General features: G+C 66.4%; 23 protein-coding genes. 8 read left to right on the top strand and 15 right to left on the bottom strand.

Annotated elements, in window-relative coordinates; translation table 11 throughout:
• Positions 1-107 precede the first annotated feature (107 nt).
• Positions 108-320 carry a hypothetical protein gene (locus ACQR1H_RS07890; RefSeq protein WP_315713207.1) on the top strand — a complete coding sequence of 71 codons (213 nt, stop codon included), beginning with the start codon at positions 108-110 and terminating at the stop codon, positions 318-320.
• A gap of 30 nt (positions 321-350) precedes the next feature.
• On the opposite strand, the gene ACQR1H_RS07895 is transcribed toward ACQR1H_RS07890, so the two are convergent.
• Genes ACQR1H_RS07895 through ACQR1H_RS07910 form a run of 4 tightly spaced genes read right to left on the bottom strand, consistent with a single transcriptional unit; the run spans position 351 to position 3,152 of the window.
• The gene (locus ACQR1H_RS07895; RefSeq protein WP_316179906.1) at positions 351-698 is read right to left on the bottom strand and encodes a hypothetical protein; all 348 of its coding nucleotides are present in this window, start codon (positions 696-698) and stop codon (positions 351-353) included.
• A gap of 36 nt (positions 699-734) precedes the next feature.
• Positions 735-1,445, bottom strand: coding sequence for an ABC transporter ATP-binding protein (locus ACQR1H_RS07900; protein WP_315803721.1), 711 nt, complete (start codon positions 1,443-1,445; stop codon positions 735-737).
• Positions 1,435-2,172, bottom strand: a complete 738-nt coding sequence (locus tag ACQR1H_RS07905) for an ABC transporter permease (protein ID WP_315803720.1) — start codon at positions 2,170-2,172, stop codon at positions 1,435-1,437. The genes ACQR1H_RS07900 and ACQR1H_RS07905 overlap by 11 nt, the downstream gene beginning before the upstream one ends.
• Positions 2,172-3,152, bottom strand: coding sequence for an ABC transporter substrate-binding protein (locus tag ACQR1H_RS07910; protein WP_316179907.1), 981 nt, complete (start codon positions 3,150-3,152; stop codon positions 2,172-2,174). The genes ACQR1H_RS07905 and ACQR1H_RS07910 overlap by 1 nt, the downstream gene beginning before the upstream one ends.
• An 86-nt stretch (positions 3,153-3,238) precedes the next feature.
• Between ACQR1H_RS07910 and ACQR1H_RS07915 the strand changes: the two genes are divergently transcribed.
• Positions 3,239-3,598 carry a hypothetical protein gene (locus tag ACQR1H_RS07915; protein ID WP_316179908.1) on the top strand — a complete coding sequence of 120 codons (360 nt, stop codon included), beginning with the start codon at positions 3,239-3,241 and terminating at the stop codon, positions 3,596-3,598.
• A 20-nt stretch (positions 3,599-3,618) separates the two neighbouring features.
• Here the strand turns inward: ACQR1H_RS07915 and ACQR1H_RS07920 are convergent, their stop codons facing one another.
• Complete coding sequence (locus ACQR1H_RS07920; RefSeq protein WP_434872645.1) at positions 3,619-4,440, bottom strand: quinoprotein dehydrogenase-associated SoxYZ-like carrier; 822 nt, start codon at positions 4,438-4,440, stop codon at positions 3,619-3,621.
• Between the two features lie 56 nt (positions 4,441-4,496).
• Positions 4,497-5,423 carry a quinoprotein relay system zinc metallohydrolase 2 gene (locus tag ACQR1H_RS07925; RefSeq protein ID WP_434872644.1) on the bottom strand — a complete coding sequence of 309 codons (927 nt, stop codon included), beginning with the start codon at positions 5,421-5,423 and terminating at the stop codon, positions 4,497-4,499.
• 161 nt (positions 5,424-5,584) lie between these two features.
• Here ACQR1H_RS07925 and ACQR1H_RS07930 point away from each other — a divergent pair, with 161 nt between their 5' ends.
• Both ACQR1H_RS07930 and ACQR1H_RS07935 read left to right on the top strand, forming a co-directional pair.
• Positions 5,585-6,460, top strand: coding sequence for a substrate-binding domain-containing protein (locus ACQR1H_RS07930; RefSeq protein ID WP_434872643.1), 876 nt, complete (start codon positions 5,585-5,587; stop codon positions 6,458-6,460).
• Complete coding sequence (locus ACQR1H_RS07935) at positions 6,457-7,017, top strand: PQQ-dependent catabolism-associated CXXCW motif protein (protein WP_316217005.1); 561 nt, start codon at positions 6,457-6,459, stop codon at positions 7,015-7,017. The genes ACQR1H_RS07930 and ACQR1H_RS07935 overlap by 4 nt, the downstream gene beginning before the upstream one ends.
• Before the next feature lie 230 nt (positions 7,018-7,247).
• Here ACQR1H_RS07935 and ACQR1H_RS07940 read toward each other — a convergent pair whose 3' ends face one another.
• The 5 genes from ACQR1H_RS07940 to ACQR1H_RS07960 form a co-directional block, all read right to left on the bottom strand.
• The gene (locus tag ACQR1H_RS07940; RefSeq protein WP_434872642.1) at positions 7,248-7,859 is read right to left on the bottom strand and encodes a hypothetical protein; all 612 of its coding nucleotides are present in this window, start codon (positions 7,857-7,859) and stop codon (positions 7,248-7,250) included.
• On the bottom strand, positions 7,856-8,710 hold the full coding sequence (locus ACQR1H_RS07945) for an ABC transporter permease (RefSeq protein WP_434872641.1): 855 nt from the start codon (positions 8,708-8,710) through the stop codon (positions 7,856-7,858). Before ACQR1H_RS07945 ends, ACQR1H_RS07940 begins: the two co-directional genes overlap by 4 nt.
• Positions 8,707-9,522, bottom strand: coding sequence for an ABC transporter ATP-binding protein (locus ACQR1H_RS07950; RefSeq protein WP_434872640.1), 816 nt, complete (start codon positions 9,520-9,522; stop codon positions 8,707-8,709). Before ACQR1H_RS07950 ends, ACQR1H_RS07945 begins: the two co-directional genes overlap by 4 nt.
• A complete protein-coding gene (locus tag ACQR1H_RS07955) occupies positions 9,519-10,484 on the bottom strand; it encodes a YVTN family beta-propeller repeat protein (protein WP_315803711.1) in 966 nt (321 codons plus the stop codon). Before ACQR1H_RS07955 ends, ACQR1H_RS07950 begins: the two co-directional genes overlap by 4 nt.
• A gap of 317 nt (positions 10,485-10,801) precedes the next feature.
• Positions 10,802-11,983: an ABC transporter substrate-binding protein gene (locus ACQR1H_RS07960; RefSeq protein WP_434893863.1), complete on the bottom strand. Its 1,182-nt coding sequence runs from the start codon at positions 11,981-11,983 to the stop codon at positions 10,802-10,804.
• A gap of 169 nt (positions 11,984-12,152) precedes the next feature.
• Here ACQR1H_RS07960 and ACQR1H_RS07965 point away from each other — a divergent pair, with 169 nt between their 5' ends.
• Positions 12,153-12,632 carry a DUF3280 domain-containing protein gene (locus ACQR1H_RS07965; RefSeq protein WP_316239566.1) on the top strand — a complete coding sequence of 160 codons (480 nt, stop codon included), beginning with the start codon at positions 12,153-12,155 and terminating at the stop codon, positions 12,630-12,632.
• A gap of 883 nt (positions 12,633-13,515) precedes the next feature.
• Here the strand turns inward: ACQR1H_RS07965 and fghA are convergent.
• Together fghA and ACQR1H_RS07975 are read right to left on the bottom strand one after the other, a co-directional pair.
• Positions 13,516-14,361 (bottom strand): S-formylglutathione hydrolase, encoded by an 846-nt coding sequence (fghA, locus tag ACQR1H_RS07970; RefSeq protein ID WP_315803710.1) that lies wholly within the window; start codon positions 14,359-14,361, stop codon positions 13,516-13,518.
• 85 nt (positions 14,362-14,446) lie between these two features.
• Positions 14,447-15,067, bottom strand: coding sequence for a response regulator transcription factor (locus tag ACQR1H_RS07975; protein WP_315803709.1), 621 nt, complete (start codon positions 15,065-15,067; stop codon positions 14,447-14,449).
• A gap of 154 nt (positions 15,068-15,221) precedes the next feature.
• On the opposite strand from ACQR1H_RS07975, the gene ACQR1H_RS07980 reads away from it, so the two are divergent.
• Positions 15,222-16,568: an ATP-binding protein gene (locus ACQR1H_RS07980; RefSeq protein WP_434907373.1), complete on the top strand. Its 1,347-nt coding sequence runs from the start codon at positions 15,222-15,224 to the stop codon at positions 16,566-16,568.
• Positions 16,569-16,768: 200 nt separating this feature from the next.
• A complete protein-coding gene (locus tag ACQR1H_RS07985) occupies positions 16,769-16,924 on the top strand; it encodes a hypothetical protein (protein WP_315803707.1) in 156 nt (51 codons plus the stop codon).
• An 81-nt stretch (positions 16,925-17,005) separates the two neighbouring features.
• Here ACQR1H_RS07985 and ACQR1H_RS07990 read toward each other — a convergent pair whose 3' ends face one another.
• Together ACQR1H_RS07990 and ACQR1H_RS07995 are read right to left on the bottom strand one after the other, a co-directional pair.
• The gene (locus ACQR1H_RS07990) at positions 17,006-17,248 is read right to left on the bottom strand and encodes a (2Fe-2S)-binding protein (RefSeq protein ID WP_316179915.1); all 243 of its coding nucleotides are present in this window, start codon (positions 17,246-17,248) and stop codon (positions 17,006-17,008) included.
• 65 nt (positions 17,249-17,313) lie between these two features.
• Positions 17,314-18,180: a xanthine dehydrogenase gene (locus ACQR1H_RS07995; protein WP_315803705.1), complete on the bottom strand. Its 867-nt coding sequence runs from the start codon at positions 18,178-18,180 to the stop codon at positions 17,314-17,316.
• Positions 18,181-18,577: 397 nt separating this feature from the next.
• On the opposite strand from ACQR1H_RS07995, the gene ACQR1H_RS08000 reads away from it, so the two are divergent.
• Positions 18,578-19,426, top strand: coding sequence for an SDR family NAD(P)-dependent oxidoreductase (locus ACQR1H_RS08000; protein ID WP_434837715.1), 849 nt, complete (start codon positions 18,578-18,580; stop codon positions 19,424-19,426).
• The last annotated feature ends 232 nt before the right edge of the window (positions 19,427-19,658 follow it).

A 19,658-nucleotide genomic window follows, 5' to 3' on the forward strand; every position in this document is an offset into this window, starting at 1 on the left:
TCCAGCCTCGGTTCCGCTGCATAATTTGTTGCGGGCGGAGAAACTGATGCAGCCGGATGTCGTAGTTTCAGATAAGCTGTTTCAGGCTTATCGAAGGACAACGAGCCATGAGCTCCATCGATCTCGTCATCACCGTCTGCGCAGTCCTGTCTCCGGCCACCTGCGAGGAGCAGCATCTCGTTTTCGCCGATGGCGGCGCCTCGCTGCAGCAATGCGCGATGAAGGCGCCGCCCTACATCGCCCAGTGGATCGGCGAGCACCCGAAATGGACTGCAGTGCGATGGCGCTGCGAATATCCGCACAGCAACGACAAGGCCTGAGGCCGGCTTTGCCGCAGGCGTGTCAGCCGCCTATTTCGTGCATTCCTTGAGGTCCTTGTCCGCCACCGAGACCACGGCGTCGGCCGTGATGTCGAGGTCGCGAACGACGCATTGGCGCTCGCCGGCATAGCTCACCTTGGCGTCGTAGCGCCCAGGCTCGACTCCGGTCAGCTTCAGCCGTTCGTCGTGATCGAGCTCCTTGTCCTTGTCGTTCAGCGTCTGATTCGGTCCCCAGTTGTTCTGGCCGGCCGGAGAGAGCTGAAAGCCGGTCATCGTTGCGGTGGTCAGATTCCAGAGCCGGATGCCCTTGCTTTGTGCGGCGGTCGCGAGCGGGATGCCGAACAGAATGATCGCCGTCACGGCGAATGCGCGTCTCATGGCGTTTTCCCTGGAGTCCGATGTCCTTTGCCGTGACTATGACACGGAAAAATCCAGTCGCGCCACATCGGCCTTGATTGCCGCGACCGCGTCGTTGTTGCGCTGCGCGCGCGGCAGGTCGATCGGGACTGAATGAAGCAGACGGGCGGGGCGCGAGGACAGCAGGAAGATCCGGTCGCCGAGCCGTGCCGCGTCGTCCATGCTGTGCGTGACCAGCAGCGTGATCATCGGGCGCGAGGCCACGAGCGTCGCGATCTCCTCGCGCAGCCGCGCGGCGAGCGCGTCGTCGAGCGAAGCCAGCGGCTCGTCGAGAATCAGGAAGTCCGGCTCCACTGCAAACGCCCGCGCCAGCGCGACGCGGCGGGCGAGGCCAAGCGACAGCTCACCCGGGAAATGGCTGCGATGTCCCTCGAGCTCGAGCACGCCGAAGATGGCGGCCAGCCTGTCCTCGGCGACACCGGGCGCTGCCAGCCGGACATTGTCCTCGACGGAGCGCCACGGCAGCAGCCGCGGCTCCTGGAACACCATCGCCAGCCGGGCGCCGGCGGGTTGTGCGACGTGGCCCTCATAGTCGTTGTCCAGACCGGCGAGGATCCGCAGCATCGTGCTCTTGCCGCAGCCCGAGGGACCGACGACGACGCCGACCTCGCCCCGCTGCAGTGCAAAGGCAATGCCCGCAATCACCTCCTGGCGCTTGCCATTGGCGCTGGTGTAGCTCTTGGACCTGATATCGACCTCAAGCCGCACGGAGCCGCCACCTCGATGCGCGCAGCTCGAACGGCTGGACGATGACGGCCTCGATCACCAGCACCACGGCGGCAAAGCTGAGCGAGTAGGCGAGCAGCAGCGGAATGTCGAACAGCTGGAAGGCGACGCCGATCTCGAAGCCGATGCCGTTGGGCCTCCCGAGCAGCTCGGCGACCAGCACGATCTTCCAGACCAATGACAGGCCGGAGCGCGCGGCCGCCGCAATATAAGGCGCAAGTTGCGGCAGCAGGACATGGCGGAGGATGCGTCCGCGCGGGAAGGCGAACACCTTGGCCATCTCGTCGAGCGATGGATCGAGCGCGCGGGCGCCTTCGCGCAAGGTGACGACGGCGGTCGGCAGCTTGTTGATCGCGATCGCCGCGATCGCTGCGACCTCGGTGAGACCGGCCCAGATATAGGCGAGCACGATCACCACCAGCGCGGGCAGATTGAGCAGCAGGATCAGCCAGGGATCGCCCAGGCGGTTGGCGAGCTGGCTGCGCCCCATTAAAAAGCCGATCGCCGAGCCGAGTGCCATCGACAGCGTGAAAGCGAGGGCGACGCGGGCGAGCGTGGCGCCGAGATGCAGAAACAGCGCGCCGGACCGCGCTTCCGCCACCGCAACCGCAAGCACCGCCGATGGCAATGGCAGCTTGGCGCTGCCGGCGACAGCCGCGGCAATCCACCACGTGGCCAGCAGGAGCGCAAAGGACAACAAGCGCAGCACTAATCCCTCGCATCCGCCCTGTAATAGGTGCCGGGACTGAGCTCCGGAGACGGGCCGACCAGATCGCGGCCGCCGATCGAAGCGAGCACGCCATAGAGGATGCGCGCGTCGGCCTCTTCCTCGGCGATCGGCCGGCGCGGAATGCCCTCGCGATAGCGGTCGCGATAGGCGCGCAAGGTAGCGTCGTCCTGCGCGCCGGTCAGCGGGGCGATCGTCTGCCAGTCGGCGTCGGATGTCGCCAGGATCTCCTTGGCCTTGGCCGTGACGGACAGGAAGCGTGCCACGAGATCGCGGTGCTTGGCGGCCCAGTCCTCGTCGAAGACGTAGCCGATCATCGCGGTGCGGCCCTTGGCACCGAACGGCGGCAGCAGGTCCTCGACCCCGGCGAGACGGCGGAAGCCCTTGGCCTCCAGCGCCGCGCAGAAATTCCAGTAGTTCAAGCCCGCATCCATCTCGCCGTCGGCCAGCTTGGCGGCCAGCAGCGGCGGCGCGCCGTAGGTAATGGTCGCCTGCGATTTCAGGTCGACGCCGTCGCGCTTGAGCGTGGCCTGCAGCAGCAACCAGCTCTTGTCGAGCGGGCCGCCGGCCACCGCCAGCTTGCGTCCCTTCAGATCGGCAAGCGTCTTGATCGGCGAGGCCGCCGGCACCATCACGGCGCCGAGCGCGCTCGAATAGGGATAGAAGGTCAGCTTGGCGCCGAGCGCACGCTCGCGCGACACCCAGAGCCAATCCGATACCATGATGTCGGCGTTGCCGGCACGCAGCGCGATCTTGCCGGCCTCCGGGCTCGCCAGCTCGACCGCATCGATCGCGATATCCGCCTGCTTGTCGAGCTGGTGGGCGCGGATCACCCCCAGCTCCCAGGCGAAGGTCCCGGTCTTCTGCACCGCAACCTTGACGGTCTCGGCGGCGCAGCATGCCGTGACCGGCAGCAGGGCGCAGGCGACAATCGCCATCAACAAACGACCGATCTGCGTCATGAGCCCGTCTGCAATTCCTCGAGATGTGTTCTTTTCAGCCTCATTCCCTTAGCATAGCTTCGGCTGCGATGCCGTGGAGGACTGTGATGCGTAGTGCTGTTCCGGTAGGACCGATTGTCGCCGCCCTCGTTGCCATGATCGCGGTCGCCGGGCCGGCTCGTGCCGAGGAGCTCAACGACTATCCGACCTCGGCGCGGGCCGAATATGTGTTCGGCTGCATGAAGGCGAATGGCGAGACCCGTGAGGCGATCGCGCAATGCTCCTGCTCGATCGACGTGATCGCCTCGATCATCCCCTATGAGCGCTACGTCACGGCCGAGACCGTCCTCAGCATGTCCCAGGTGCACAGCAATCTCGGCACCCAGTTCCGCACGTCCGAGCAGGCCGCCAACGCGCTGAACGATCTTCGCCGGGCGCAGGCCGAAGCCGAAGTGAGATGCTTCTGAAGCGCTGCCGCTCTGCCGCATCAGGTTCCTGAACCGTCGGCCGGCCAATCGTGCTCGAACACGTGGCCCTGCGTATCCTTCGCTTCCGCATGGAATTGCTTGGCGCCGTTCGAGACGTAGGTGAAGCGGATATTGGGATCCTCCGAGATCGAGATGCCGCCTTCGACCGACAGCACCAGGCTGCCATCCTGCGACAGCGTCAGCCGGTCGATGAAGAAGGCCGGGATGTAGAGCTGCGTCACCTGGTCCATCTGGAGGCCGGAATTGTTGGGATGCCCGACCATGACCTGCGCTTCGCGGATGCCGCTCGTGGCGCCGTCGCTGCTTTGCGTGAACTGCCGATAGCGCATCTGGCCGATGCGCGCCTTGGCCTCGTCCGGATTCTTCGCCGCCGGCGCCGAGCAGCCTCCGGACGCCTTGACGAAGGTCTTGACCACATAGAGCTGACCATCCGTCAGCTCGGCCACGGCATGCACGTCCGTGTAGTTGTTGACGCGCACCCGCGTCGAGATCGCAGTCACATTGGCGTCCGCGCCGAGCGTGAACTTGGCGGCCATCGGCGCAGGATTCTGGTCGATCACCAGCGTGATGGTCTTGATGCGGCGCTCGTCGGCGGGCGACAGCTTGCTACGCAGGGTGACCGGGACCACCGAGGCATCCTCGGCGCGCGTCGGCATCTCGATCGACAGCACATTGGTGCCGTCCTGCATCGCCTTGTTGTTGAAGATGTCCTGGACGAGTCCCGGCCATGGATCATAACCATCAGCGGCTTTCGCAGGTGCGAAGGCAAACGCGAGGCATACCCCGAGAAGCAATGTGGACGGCAAGCGGAGCCCGATCATGGCGCAGTCCTCCCAAGGCAGTCTGGTGGATTAACGATCATAGCGCGTCACCCGCCTCATTCCCATTCCATTTCCGAGAATGCTGCAGTTGCGTTGCGGGCATTGTAGTCGTCGAACAGCTCCCATTTGCCGCGCTCCGATCCAGCGGCCCCAGCGGCGTCGGCGATCGGCCTGCCCGCCTTGATCAGCCGGCGAACGTCGTGGGCCAATGTGTCGAGGTAGCGACGCTCGTCACTGAGCGCCAGTGGCCAGGGGCTGACAGGTCCATGGCCCGGGACGACGCGCTCGGCCGGAATGGCCGCGAGTGCGGCCATGTCGGCGATCCAGCCGCGCAGGCTGCCATCCATCACTGGGATGTGACGCAGGAATACGAGATCGCCGGCGAACAAGGTCCGGCTCCGGTCATCATAGACGGACAGGTCGCAGTCGCTATGCGCGGTGCTCCAGGCCTTCAGCGTGAGGGTGCGGCCGCCCAGGTCGAGCGCCATCTCGTCATCGACGTGGATCGACGGAGCGACGAGGCGGACCTCGTCGATCAGTTCGGCGCCCATCAGGCGCCGGAACGCCTCGATGTAGTGCGGCCCGCGCAGGGCGAGCGCCCGGGGCAGGTTCTTGGCGCCGACGAAGCGGGTGCCGTCCGCCTCGAAGGCGGCATTGCCGAACAGATGGTCGGGATGAGCATGGGTGTTGACGACGTAGCGCACGGGCTTGTCGGTACGGGCGCGGATCGCGGCCAGCAGCGCGCGGCCTTCGCGGACGCTGCCGCCGGTGTCGATCACTGCGACCGCGTCACCGCCGACGATGAAACCGACATTGGCGATGGCGCCTTCGTTCGCCGCGTTCATCAGCGCGGTCTGGCCGATGTGAACGAACACGCCGGGCGCGATCTCGCTCACCTCGAGTTCCGGGGGCATGGCAAGAGCGGCGCCGCCGAGCGCCAGCGCACACCAGGCGATGATCGCAATGATCGGATGCCTCACCATCGGCTTGCCTTGCTCGCGTGGGACCTGTGCATCAGGCCATGGACGCTGCGGCGCAGCACTGGGTCAACTCTTCGCGATGACGGCGACTGTTGCACCCGCGCGGCCGGCGGCCTAGCATTTTCAAAAATACCGCGATGCGTTCGATAGGGATGGAAATACGGATGACGAAGCGTCACAAACTTGCTTGCTCGCTGGCTGTTGCCGCGGGGCTCACTCTGCTCGGACCGGCCGCCGCTTTCGCGCAGAGCAACGACGGCCTGGACCTGTCGATCGAGCTGGTCGATCCCAAGGTGCTCAGGGTCTGCGCCGATCCGCGCAACCTGCCGTTCTCGAACGAGAAGGGCGACGGCTTCGAGAACAAGCTGGCCGAGCTCTTTGCCGCCAAGCTGCAGAAGAAGGTGGACTACACATTCTTCCCGCAGGCCACCGGCTTCGTGCGCATGACGCTCGGCTCGCACCGCTGCGACGTGATCATGGGCTTTCCGCAAGGGGACGACCTGGTGCAGAGCACCAGCCCCTATTACCGGACGGCCTATGCGATCGTGACCAAGCCGGGCTCCGATCTCGCCGATGTGGCGACGCTGGAGGACGCCAAGCTCAAGGGCAAGCACATCGGCATCGTGGCGGGCACGCCGCCGGCGACCAACATGGCGCTGGCCGGCCTGATGCCGACCGCAAAGCCCTATCCGCTGATGATCGACACCCGCGTCGATTCCTCGGCGGAGGCGATGATCAATGATCTGAAATCCGGCGAGATCGATGCCGGGGTGCTGTGGGGGCCGATGGCCGGGTACTATGCCAAGCAGGCGAGCCCGCAACTGCACGTCACGCCGCTGGTGAAAGAGACCAGCGGGCCGAAGCTGATCTATCGCATCGCCATGGGCGTCCGTGGCGCGGACCAGAACTGGCGCCGTCAGCTCAACAAGCTGATCCAGGAGAACCAGGGTGAGATCAACAAGATCCTGCTGGACTTCGGGGTGCCGCTGCTGGACGAGAGCAATCATCTGATCACCGCCGAGGCTGCGGCGAAGCCATGATCGGTCGGCTCACCGCTGCGGCATTGGCAGGCGTGCTGCTGATCGCCGTGGCGGTGCGGGCCGATGATCTCGTGCCGGAGCCGGACAGCTATCGCACCGAGAACTACCGCGCGCCGGTGCCGACGACGCTCGCTGGTGCACGCGTGCTGTCGACGCGGGAGACCGAGGCGATCTGGCGCGCAAAATCGGCCGCCTTCGTCGATGTGCTGCCGCGGCCGCCCAAGCCGAAGAACCTGCCGGCCGGGACGGTATGGCGCGAGCAGCCGCGGCTCGACATTCCCGGCAGCATCTGGCTGCCCGACACCGGCTACGGCATCCTTGCCGCCGCCACCGAAGATTATCTCAAGCGTGGCCTCGCCCATGCATCGGGTGGCGATTTCGGTCGTCTGCTCGTGTTCTATTGCCTCGAAGATTGCTGGATGTCGTGGAATGCCGCGCGGCGCGCGCTGACTTACGGCTATCGCAACATCGCCTGGTACCCCGACGGGACCGACGGCTGGAGCCGCGCCGACCTGCCGCTGCAGCAGACGCAGCCCGAGCCGCGGCCTGAGGAGTGATTGCACCGGCCCGCTACCGCGCGCGACGTCGCCAGTTGTTTTGCTCGTCATGCCCGGGCTTGACCCGCCTGCGCGGCCGAAGCCGCTTCGGCGCGGCGAAGGCCCGGGCATCCACGTGGTGCGGCGTGGAAAGACGTGGATGGCCGGGACGAGTCCGGCCATGACGTCGTGGAGGCACTGGTGTGCTCGCTCTCTGCGTCGTTGGTCGGGAGCGAACGGCATCCGCGGATCTACTCCATGTCCTGCAGGATCTCGCGGGCCAGGGCGAACAGGCGCTGGTCGATCGCGGTCGGGACCTCGCAGACGAACTTCATCACGCGACGCCGGTCCTCGAAGATGCGCGTCTCCCAGTTCAACTGGTTGGTCATCTCCTCGACCTTGGCCTGATCCGGGTTGGGCCCGCTGTGCATCTCCTGCAACGCGATGGTGTCGCCGCGCACCTTCTCGACCGCTTCGCGCTGCTTGCGCATGACGCGCTCGAGGCCGTTCATGACCGACGTCCGCTGGGCGTTCAGCGTATCGAACAGGCCGGCAAACAGCAGCTTGCCCTTGCGGGTCTTCTCCTCAGGCGTACCGGTCAGGAAATCGGCGACGTCCTTCTGCGCCTGCTCCAGCGGGATGCGGCGCGCCGCCAGCCTGGCGACCAGCTCCGCGATCTTGGCGTCGTCCTTCCAGCTCGCGCCGACATCGTCGATCGCAGGGCCGGACCACACGGCCGCGATGGAGATTTCCGGCACCTTGGCCTGCGGGCAGGGCCAATCCGGATAGCGCGGATCGGCGGCCATCGCAGCGCCTGCTGACGCTGCGATGGCGACGGCCGCCAGGATCGTTCTCAACCTCATGCCTCGCCTCCGGGACCACGCCTGACAAGACCCCGCGACGGATCGTAGGCCAGGATCGCGCCGATCATGAACACGGCGGTACAGCCGCCGACCACCGCGAGCGAAACCCAGTTCAGCTTGCCATAGAGCGCGAAGCGGATGAGCTCGACCGCGTGGGTGAAGGGGTTGGCCTCGCAGAGATAAGCGAGCCACGGGCTGCCTTCCTCGACGCGCCACAGCGGGTAGAGCGCCGACGAGGCGAAGAACATCGGGAAGATCACGAAGTTCATGACGCCGGCAAAGTTCTCGAGCTGCTTGATGCCGGAGGAGATCAGCATGCCCAGCGCGCCGAGCATCAGCCCGGAGAGGACCAGCGCCGGCAGCACGGTGAGATAGCCCATCGGCGGCGGGGTGATGTCCCAGAACCAGGCGATCGCGAGAAACGCGTAGACCTGCAGCACCGAGACGGCGGTGCCGGCGAGCAGCTTGCAGAACAGGAGATAGCCGCGCGGCAGCGGGCTCACCAGCAAAGTGCGCATGTTGCCCATCTCGCGGTCGTAGACCATCGACAGCGACGACTGCATGCCGTTGAACAGCTGGATCATCGCCATCAGGCCGGGCGCGATATAGACCTCGTAGGGGATGTAGGTCTCGTAGGGCGGGATGATCGAGATGCCCAGCACCTGGCGGAAGCCGGCGGCGAAGATGAACAGCCAGACCAGCGGCCGCACCAGCGCCGAGACGAAGCGCTCGCGCTGGTGCAGGAAGCGCAGCCCCTCGCGCCAGACGATGCCGGTGAGGCAGGTGATGTATTCGCCGGCCGAGAAGCCGCTGCGTGTGGGGGCGGGTGAGTGGACGGTCGTGACGGTCATGACTCTGCACTCCGCGCCGGGCTGGCCTGCGTCGTCAGCCGCGCGAACGCGGCGTTGACATCGGACGCGCCGGCCTCGGTGATCACCTGCGGCACCGGCCCGCGCGCCAGCACGCGGCCTTGATGCAGCACCACGAGATCGTCGGTCGGCGCGATCTCGTCGAACAGATGCGTGGCCCAGAGCACGCCGATGCCCTGCTCGGTGACGAGCTGACGGACATGACCGACGATGTCGGCGCGAGCCTTGACGTCGAGACCGACGGTGGCCTCGTCGAGCAGCAGGAGGCGCGGCCGGTGCAGCAGGGCACGGGCGATTTCAAGGCGGCGCATCTGGCCGCCGGAGAGGTCACGCACCTTGTTGCCGGCGCGGTCGGCGAGGCCGATCCGTGTCAGCAGCTCCTCGCTGCGGGCGCGGGCCTCGCGGCGCGAGATGCCGTGCAGCGCGGCGTGGTAGAGCAGGTTCTGCGTCAGCGACAGATCGAGATCGAGTGTGCGCGGCTGGAACACGACGCCGAGCAGCCGCAGCGCCTCGCCCGGCGTGCGGCCGATGTCATGGCCGAAAATGCCGATCCGGCCGGTCTGCACCGCGAACAGCCGCGTGATCAGCGAGAACAAGGTGCTCTTGCCGGCGCCGTTGAGGCCGAGCAGGGCGGTGAAGCTCGCAGGCCTCACGGCGAAGCTGACGTCGTTGAGCGCCTTGCGTGCGCCGTAGGAATGGCTGACGCCGGCGACCGACAGTGCCGGTACCTGGTCGGGAGCCGTTTGCGGCGTGGCGCCTGTCGCGTCGAGAGCGGGTGCGTTCTGCGTCGTCATGGCTGTGCGATCGTGATGCCCCAGGGCAGCTCGCCGACCTGGATGGTCTTGATCACCTTCTGCGCCGCGACGTCGATCACCGAGACGTCGTTGGAGACGCCGTTGGTGACCAGAAGATATTTCTCATCCGGCGTGAATTCCATGTGCCAGACGCGCTGGCCGACCAGGAGATATTTCTTCACCTCGTGGGTGGTGCCGTCGACGACCGCGACGCGGTTGGCGGGGCCGAGTGCGACGAAGCCGGTCTTGCCATCCTTGGTCAGGGCGATGCCGACCGGCTGGATGGCCTCGCTGCGCAGGCCGGGCACGGCGAACTTGATCTTGCCGGTGACCTCGCGCTTGGCGGGATCGATGATCGACACCGTGCCGCCGATCTCCGCCGACACCCACAGTTCCGAGCCGTCGCTCTTGAACTCGGCATAGCGTGGCCGCGCATCGACCAGCACGTTGGCGACGATCTGGCGCGTCGACGTGTCGATGAAATGCGCCATGTTGGTGGTCTCGGAGGTGCAGATCAGGATCTTGCCGTCCGGGCTGAGCATCATGCCCTCGGGCTCGACGCCGACCTGGACATCGCCGATGCGCACGCGCTTTTCGAGGTCGAGCACGGTGACGGTGTTGTCATTCTCGTTGGCGACATAGAGCGTCTTGCCGGCGGCGTCCTGCGCGAACAGCTCGGGATCCGGGCCGGAGGGCAGGGTGTCCACCACCTCCATCTTCCTGGCGTCGATCACCTGGATGGTGTCGTCATCGCCGACGGCGACCATCACGAACTTGCCGTCGCGCGTGAACGCGATGCCGCGCGGCCGCTGGCCGACCTTGATGGTCTTGGTGACGGTCCATGTGTCGGTATCGATGACGGAGACGGTGTTGCCTTTTTCGTTGGAGACGAAGGCGACGTAGGCGGAGGCGGGCGACGCGTGGGCCAGCCACAGCGCGGCGGTGAGCAGGCTGGCTGCCATGCCGACATACCTGCGAAGCCGTGGCCGTCCTTCGAGACGCCCGCCTCCGGCGGGCTCCTCAGGACGAGGCCGGTGTGCGCGGTTAGATCCAAGCCATGCGCGCTCGAGACCTTGCTGCTGAACCTCCCCGTGATCTCGCCCCTCTCCATGAACACGCCTCTCGGCGTGTTCATGGTCGGTGTGCAGTGCCGCCCTCGGCTCTTGACCCTCATGGTGAGGAGCGCCGTCTTGGGCGCGTCTCGAACCATGAGGCCCCAGACCGATAGCCACATTGGTTGTCGGACTGCGCATCGTCATCAACATCTTCCAATCCGACATCATTGCAGCTTGCACTTGGTTTCGGGGCGGTCGACACCGAGGGTGTCGAGCTCGGAGACTTGATGCAGGAAACCCTCCTGCGGCGAGACCGAGACGATCATGCGGCCGTCAGCCAGCAGGATCGGCTGGCGCAGTTGCAGGTTCCAGTCGCGCAGCGAGAGCCTCGTGCCCTTGAAGGCGGCGATGGTGAAGTTCGGGCCCTTGAGATAGTCGGTCAACGTCTTTGCGTCGCCGGAGTTGGTGCGCGAGGCAGCCTCGCCGATCATGCGCACGGCCATCCAGGCCTGCATGTCCAACGCGTCCATGCGGCGTGATGCCAGCTTCATGAAGCGGTTCTGCAATTGCGTCGCGCCCCACTGGTCCTGCGCCGGATCCCAGCTGGTCGGACGCAGGCCGGCGGAGCCCGCGACGGGGCGCGGATCCCAGGTGCGATAGGGCAGGTAGTTGGCGAACACCTCGCTCTCGTCGGCGGCGACCAGCACGTCATAGGCCGGCGCCTTCTGCGTGAACACCGGCATCTGGCGCTGGATCAGGGTCACGCCAGAGTCAGTGCGCCGCGCGCCGCCGGTGTCCTCGAAGGTGCGCTCCTCGACGATTCTAGCGCCGAAACGGGTGGCGGCGCGACGCAGCGCGTCGGCGAACAGCTTGTCGTTGTCGTGCGAGCCGGTGACCAGAAGCCAGCGCTTCCACTGCTTCCATACCAGATACTGCCCAAGCCCATCGGCCAGCATCGAGCGTGTCGGGGCGACATGGATGACGTTGGCGCGGCAGTCCTGCTCGCGCAGGCGGTCGTCCGTGGCGCCGACATTGAGCAGGGTGGTGCCACGTCCGCGCAGGGCGTCTGCGACCTTCAGCAGCGCATCCGCCGGAAGGTCGGCGAGAATGAAGCCGGCCTTTCCCGCGAGCTCATTGACGGCCTGCGCCGCGTCCTCGTCGTCCTTGATGCGGCGCTCGATCAAAGTGAAGCGCTGGTTGAGGAACTTGCCGGTGGTATTGTTGTCCTCGATCGCGAGCTTCGCGCCGGCCACGCCATCATCGGCCGCTGGCTGGTCGAGCGGCGACAACGTCTGCGGCACGCCGCTACGGCCGAGATAACCGATCGCGATGTCGACCGGCTCCGCCGCGCTGGCGGCGGTTGCGGCGGCGATGAGGCCGATCGCGCCGATCAGAGATCGGGCCAGAACTCCCAGGACCACATGTCCTCCCACTGTTCCCTCGTCCTTTTCCGGCGAGGTTTCGTCTTGCAAGATGAACGAATTGGCCTAGCTTTCAACCCCACTTTTGGCCGCTGTCGCGTCATTTCGGATCACGACCTTGAAACCTGCCGTTCTCTTCGCGTTCCTGATCCTGATGTCTGCGACATCAGTGCATGCCGAGCCGACCAAGGTGGCGGTGTTCGACTTCGAGCTGATCGACACCAGCCTGCAGGGCGAGGTGCAGGGCCCGCGCCAGGACGAGCAGACCAGGCTGGCGCACGCCGCCGAGCAGTTGCGATCGGCGCTGCAGGATTCCGGACGTTTTCGCGTCCTTGACATCGCCCCCGTCAACGATGCGGCGCACCACAGCAATCTGCAGGCCTGCGGCGGCTGCGACGTCAAGCTCGCGGGCGACATCGGTGCCGATCTCGCCATCACCGGGACGGTGCAGAAGGTCTCCAATCTCATCCTCAACATGAACATCTATCTGCGCGACGCGCATACCGGGAAGCCGGTCGCGGCTGTTACCGCCGACATGCGCGGCAACACCGACGAATCCTGGACCCGCACCATGGCCTGGCTGATCCGCAACCGCCTGCTGGCGCCGAACTACGGCGCGCCGCAGGCGCAGTAGGCAGTGATCGCGTTGAGCGTGGCGCCTGCCGCGCCCGCCGCCATCCTTCGAGACGCCCGCCTGCGGCGGGCTTCTCAGGATGAGGGCGAAGCGCGTGGTGACATCCAAGACTCTCCTCGCCGAGACTGCTGCTCGCGCCCCTCATGGTGAGGAGCGCCGTGCGCTGAAGCCAGCCACGTCATCGATGCATCCGAAGGCGCGTCTCGAACCATGAGGCCCCGATGCCGCGTCGATTTGATCAACCAAGGCCATTGTTGGACATGATGGCGTATCCTCGCGGCCCGCTGAGGCCCGAGCTGTGCATGTCGATCGCCCCTCGAAAAGCAGAGAGGCGCAGGGAAGGCCGGGAGCCTGCCGCCCCCATGGCCCGCCTGCAGAAGAAAATGCAGGCGGCAGGTACCACAGGTTCGGCTGGGACATCCCGGCCCTCCCTGCGCGGATGGTCTTAACGGTTGCTTCGCGTTCTCCCCGGTGCGCCGGGCTTTCTGGTCACCGTGCGCGACGACACGCTTCTCACGCGCCGCCACGGGGGCATCGGCATCGGGATGCCAGGACCACGCGACTTGGCCGTACGCCGCGGCGCGTTCGTCCGCATGCTCTCGCGAGCATGCTGCGCGCCGCCGGCGTCCACCGCATCCCGCCTCCACGTTCGTGACGACCGCGATACGCCCTCTCGACGAGGCGGGATGGCGCGATACAATCATGTTTTCTGGAAAAGCGAAAGCAGAATCTTTTTCCCCGACGCACTGGACACGGTGATCGCCTTGCGCGGCCTGCGGAAATCGGCCTGCGCGCGCAGGAGATGATCGGACGGTGAAGATCATGACATTGCCTCGACGGCGCGCGATCGCGCCCGTCGGGCAAATCAAGGCCGCGGCTGATGTCAGCGGCCGAGCCGCGCGGCGTGCCAGCGCAGATGATCGGCCATGTAGGTCGAGATGAAGTAGTAGCTGTGGTCGTAGCCCTCCTGCTTGCGCAGCAGCAGCGGGATGTGGGCCTTGTCGCAAGCGGCCTTGAGCAACTCCGGGCGCAACTGCTGGGTCAGGAACTGATCGGCGGTGCCGACATCGACCAGCAGGTCGGAGACGCGCGCGCCGTCCTCGATCAGCGCCACCGCATCGTGCTTGCGCCACGCCGCCTTGTCGGCGCCGAGATAGCCGCCCAGGGCCTTCTCGCCCCACGGCACCTGCGACGGCGCGACGATCGGCGAGAACGCGCTTGCCGCGCGGTAGCGGTCGGGGTTGCGCAACGCCACCGTGAGCGCGCCATGGCCGCCCATCGAGTGGCCCATCACCGACTGCCGGCGCGGATCGACCGGGAAGTTCGCCGCGACCACGCTCGGCAGCTCCTCGGTGACGTAGCTCCACATCCGGTAGTTCTTCGCGAAAGGTGCCTCGGTCGCATCGACATAGAAGCCGGCGCCGAGGCCGAAATCATAGGCGTTGTTGGGATCGCCGGGCACGCCGTCGCCGCGCGGCGAAGTGTCGGGCGCCACGAAGACCAGGCCGAGCTCGGCGCAGGCGGCGCGAAACTCGCCCTTCTCGGTGACGTTGGCGTGGGTGCAGGTCAGGCCGGAGAGATACCAGACGACCGGCAGCTTCGCGCCGTCGGCATGCGGCGGCACGAACACCGAGAACGTCATCTCGGTCCTGGTCTCCTGGCTGGCGTGGCGGTAGACGCCCTGGACGCCGCCATGGGATTTGTTCTGGGAGACGGTCGTGAGCGTCATGGGATCACCTGTTCGGCAATGATGTCGGGCTGTTGGCGTGGCTATCGCCAACGCGTGTCAGGCTGCGTCGTTCAATCGGGACGAGTCAAGCAACGCCGTTCTCGATCGCCAAACGCACCAGCTCGCCGGATGTTCGCACGCCGAGCTTCTGGCGGATGATCGAGGAGGTGTTGGCGACGGTCTTGTAGGACGAGTGGATCAGCCAGGCAATCTCGGACAGGCTCTTGCCGGCGCTGAGCAGGCGCAGGATCTCGAGCTCGCGCGAGGTCAGTTTCGCCAGCGGGCTCTGCGCGACGGCGGCGCCCGCGAACGCGATGCTGCGCGCGATCGCCGGCGGCAGATAGCTGCCGCCGCGGGCGACCTCGCGGATCGCCTCGGCGAGATCGTTCGGATCGCCGCTCTTGGAGACGTAGCCCTTGGCGCCGATGTCGATGGCGCGCGCCGCGAACACCGGATCGTCGTTCATGCTGAACATGATCAGCCGGGCATTGCCGTCGTGGGCGAGGATGCGCCGCGCCAGCTCGAAGCCGGAGACGGTCGGCAGGTTGATGTCGACGACGCAGACGTCCGGCCGGCGCGCGATGAAGCCGGCTTCGCCGCTCTCGGCGTCCGCGGCTTCGATCAGCTCGAGCTCCGGATCGGTCGAGAGCAGGGCCCGGCAGCCTGATGCCACAATGGGATGGTCATCGACGATCAGTACGCGCATGGCCTTGGGGTCCCGGACTTCCAACTCGCGTCATTGTTGCGATGCATCATTAATGCATGCTGCGCGGTATTGCATGATGTTGCAATTAGATCGCCGGCGGATTTGTCTGTCAATGTGAGTGCGCATGAAACCCGGTGGCGGTGAGGCGGAGAGAATGTGGCAGAATTGGTCGTTGCGGACCCGCATCAACGTGCTGCTGGCGCTGCTGCTGACGCTGGGCCTCGCCATCAACATCGGCCGTCTCGTGCTGGAGGCGGCGCCGCGCGTGCTGGCGGAGGACCAGAGCGTCATCCGCCTGACGCGGGCCTTCGTCGAGACCATCATGGACGAGGTCAACGACGCGCCGGATCCGAACGCGCGGCTGGACCGGATCGTCGGCGATCTCCGACAGCTTCGTCACGTCAGCGTGAGACGGCAGGGAATGCCGGCGCAGACTCCGCCCTCTCCCGGCGTCGGCCGCGCGGCACCGGCGTGGTTCATCGCACTGGTGCATCCCGACAAGACCTCGGTCAGCATGCCGGTCATCGTCGCCGGCCAGAGTGACTCGCTGGTGATCACCTCGCATCCCGACGACGAGATCGCGGAGATCTGGGACGGCATCGTCACCCAGCTCGTCGTCGGCTCGCTGGTCGGGCTGGCGTTGTTCGCGATCACCATGCTCGTGGTCGGCCGCGCGCTGGCGCCGCTTTCGGATCTGTCGGACGCGATGAGCCGGATCGAGGCCGGCGCCTACGATACCCGCGTCAAGCCGGGCGGCGCGCCCGAGCTCGCGGCGCTCTGCGCCAAGCTCAACCATCTCGCCGGCGCGCTCGGCGAGGCGGTGGAGGAGAAGCGCCGCCTCGCCGAGCGCACGGTGTCGCTGCAGGACCACGAGCGCAAGGAAATCGCGCGCGAGCTGCATGACGAGTTCGGGCCGCATTTGTTCGCGCTGCGCGCCCATGCCAGCGCGCTGATGCGATTGCCGGAGGCTGCGACGCTCGACGTCGCCGCGATGCGTCGGCACGGCCAGGCGATCCTCGACCAGGTCAACGCCGTGCAGCAGTTCAACCGCCGCATCCTGGAGCGGCTGCGGCCCGTCGGCCTCGCCGAGCTTGGCTTACGCGAGGCGCTCGGCGCTTTGGTGCGGCTGTGGCGGGAGTCGCGCCCGGAGGTCGCGATCGAGACCAGCTTCACCGACACGGTCGTGCGCAGCAACGAGACGGCGGAGCTGACGATCTACCGGGTGGTGCAGGAGGCGCTGACCAACGTGTTCCGCCACGCCGAGGCCACCGCGGTCGACGTCACCATCGAGCCGCTGCAGCAGACGACGGCCGGCCATCGCCGCAGCTATACGCGGGTGCGCGTCCGCGACGACGGCCGCGGGTTCAGCCCGGAGCACAAGCTCGGCTTCGGCCTCACCGGCATGCGCGAGCGGCTGCTGGCGCTGGGGGGCACCCTGACGGTGGCCACCACCGGCGCCGGCGTCACGATCGAGGCGATGGTGCCGGCCGACGCGGCGTGAGTCCGGCCGCAACGAACCATCCGACCGGCTATTCGCAATTTGCAGCGCGGAGCACGCGGCGGCAGCTCCGCGGCAGATCGCCTATGGCGAGCATGCCTTGGAACTTCGTCTCGTCCCGATGATTGCCACGCAGGTCACACCGTCGAGGCGTGCCACCGAGGATCCCGCCGGGTGAGCGCGAGCGGACAAGGAGCGAGCTGATGAGCAAGGAAACGCCGAAGGACGATCCGCGCCAGAAAAGCGACTGGGGCTCGATGAAGCAGACCGACAAGCCCTGGGCCGAGAAGCCGGAGAAGGAGCAGCGCTCGGAGGCGGCCAAGGACCTGGAGACGTGGAGCGAGAGCAACACGCATTGAGGTGACGGACTGCGATGCGGATAGACGTGTGCAGCTCGGCGTTGTCGCCTTTGTCCGACATCCGACAAATCCGTGTCGGAGCTACGCGGCGGACATCATCGCGCACGGCGCCGGCTCGGGCTGCACCGGCCACACCGCCGCGACGGCCGTGTCAGCCTGCCGCTCGTCGAGAATCCGTTTCACCGAGCGCGAGCAGAGGCCGCATTGGACCGTGCAGCCGAGACAATCATACACTTGCGCCGGCGAGCCGAAGGTGATGTCGGCCGCCGTGACGACGTCGCGAATGGCCGTGTCGCTGATGACGTTGCAGGAACAGATGATCATGGCTGTTGCTCGCTCCTGCAAACGATAAGCAACCGGGATGCCAAGGCCGGCGCGCAGGGCGCGGGCTAATCAGAATCGTTCGAAACGATCTGATCCGCGGGCAGGTCCGCGGGCAGGCTCGCGCTCGTCCTGATGCAGTGCGCGACATGCAGCCGCATGGCGGCCAGCGTCGCCTGGGCGAGTGCCTGTCCCTGCGCATCGATCCCGGTCCACTGCGCATGACGGCCGCGTGGATCGATCTCGGCGAGCGCGATGCCGGCCGGCAGGTCGCTGCCGTCGCGGACGATGCCGCGCAGGATGCCGTCATGGGGGGCCGTGACCGGCGCGCCGGAGAGATGGCCGATCACGAAGCCCTTGTAGATGCGCGTGCCGATCTCGATCGGAGTATGCCATCGGCCCTCATGCGGCGAATGCACCAGGCACTCGACGCCGACGAGCGCGCCGACATCATCCGTTGCCAGCGTCCAGCCCTGGCGTACGATCTGGCCGACCCGGTCCGGCCGGGTCTCGATCGCGATATCGCAATTGGCCGACGGCGAGAAACCCGGACCGATGCCGATCGAGAGCCGCGTCATGCCGCGCAGGTCCGGGGTCACTTCGCGCCTCTGCATCCGCGCGTCGATCAGGACGTCGATGGTACGGACCGGCAGGAGATCGAGCAATCCGAGTGGGGTGACGAGGACGTGCCGGGGATTGCCGAGCGCCTTGAACACCTCCATCGTGCTCTCGATGCGCTCGCCGGTCACGTTCTCGACGCGGACCGTGTCGCCGAACAGGGCGTCGTGAAACGCCATCTTGCGGCGCATGACCGGCGGATTGGGATCATGCGACAGCACCACGCAGAAGCCGGCACGATGCAGATGCACGCCGATCGCCGACGCGACGTCGTTGGTCCCGAGGACCACGGCGAAGCGCACTGCATTCGTCCCCATGTCCTGGTCCATACGCTGTTGGCGTCTCGTGGCTGTCCATCGTTCGACTGACAAGCGGTCTTCCAGTTCGAATGATCGGTTCCGTCGAGCAAGAGTTGGACCATCGGCCATCGTTCTGAAAACGATCGCGCTTTGACGGTCTTGCGAAGGACGCGGTCCAAAGCCGACGCGGGATGTGTCCAGAACCCGCCAATCTGTCGCGAACCCGACAGGAAAAGGCTGCTTTGCCCGCTGTTTTCGCTGGCCCGGAATCTGCACAACCGGAGCATGGCGATACCACTGGTATTTCCGATCGTCGCGGAGCCTGCGCCCAGACCACGTCTGAGGCAAAGGCAGCAGCCGAAGCTCGGTAGCCGGCGTCCTGGTGGCGTTGCGGCGCAGGATCAGGACGGATGAGGTGAGCCTCGATCTCGACCAGGACGTCCGCGAACCCGTCATCGAGGCGGCCGGGACCATCACGGCGTGCCCGTTCCATCGAGACATGGCCGCCGCCGAGCGGCCCGCGCGCACCGAGCAGAAAACGCTCGTGCTGACCGGCGGCTCGCGCGGCATCGGTCATGCGACCGCAAAGCTGTTCTCCGACGCCGGCTGGCGCATCATCACCTGCTCGCGCCAGCCTTTCGATGGCGGCCGCTGTCCGTGGGACGCCGGTCCCGACAATCACGTCCAGGTCGATCTCAGCGATCGCAAGGCGATCCCGCGTGCGATTGCCGACATCAAGCAGCGGCTCGACGGCGCGCCGCTGCATGCCTTGATCAACAATGCCGCGATCTCTCCGAAGGCCGGCGACGGCGGCCGGCTGGATTCGCTGTCGACCTCGGTCGAAACCTGGATGACCGTCTTTCACGTCAATTTTCTCGGACCGATCCTGCTGGCGCGCGGGCTGTTCGAGGAGCTGAAGCGCGGGCAGGGCGCGGTCGTCAACGTGACCTCGATCGTCGGCACCCGCGTCCATCCGTTTGCGGGCACAGCCTATGCGACCTCGAAGGCGGCGCTCGCCTGCCTCACCCGTGAGATGGCGCACGACTTCGCGCCGCATGGCATCCGCGTCAACGCCATCGCGCCGGGCGAGATCAAGACCGAGATGGTGTCGCCGGAGACCGAGGCGCGGTTCTCGCCGCTGATTCCGATGCGCCGGATCGGCGCGCCGGAAGAGGTCGCCAAGGTGCTGTTCTTTTTGTGCTCGGATGCGGCGAGCTACGTGACCGGCGAGGAGATTCAGATCAACGGGGGGCAGCACCTCTAGGTTGATCACAGCCGCGCGCGGCCGACACGTGGATGTGAACGCGTCATGCCGCGGCTGGCAGCCGAAGGAGTCGAGCGGCGGGCCGGACGTGGAAAGTTGGTGTTCAGGTGTTGTCCGTTGCGATCCGGTCGCAAACATGCCGGCGGATACGCGAATACTAGATGTCGAGAAGACAACGCGAAATCGTCAGGCGCATCGTCTTTGCCGCCCGGGCGGACGTGCAATGCACGCA

The organism is Bradyrhizobium sp. HKCCYLRH2015, from assembly GCF_051168215.1.
Classification (GTDB): Bacteria; Pseudomonadota; Alphaproteobacteria; order Rhizobiales; family Xanthobacteraceae; genus Bradyrhizobium.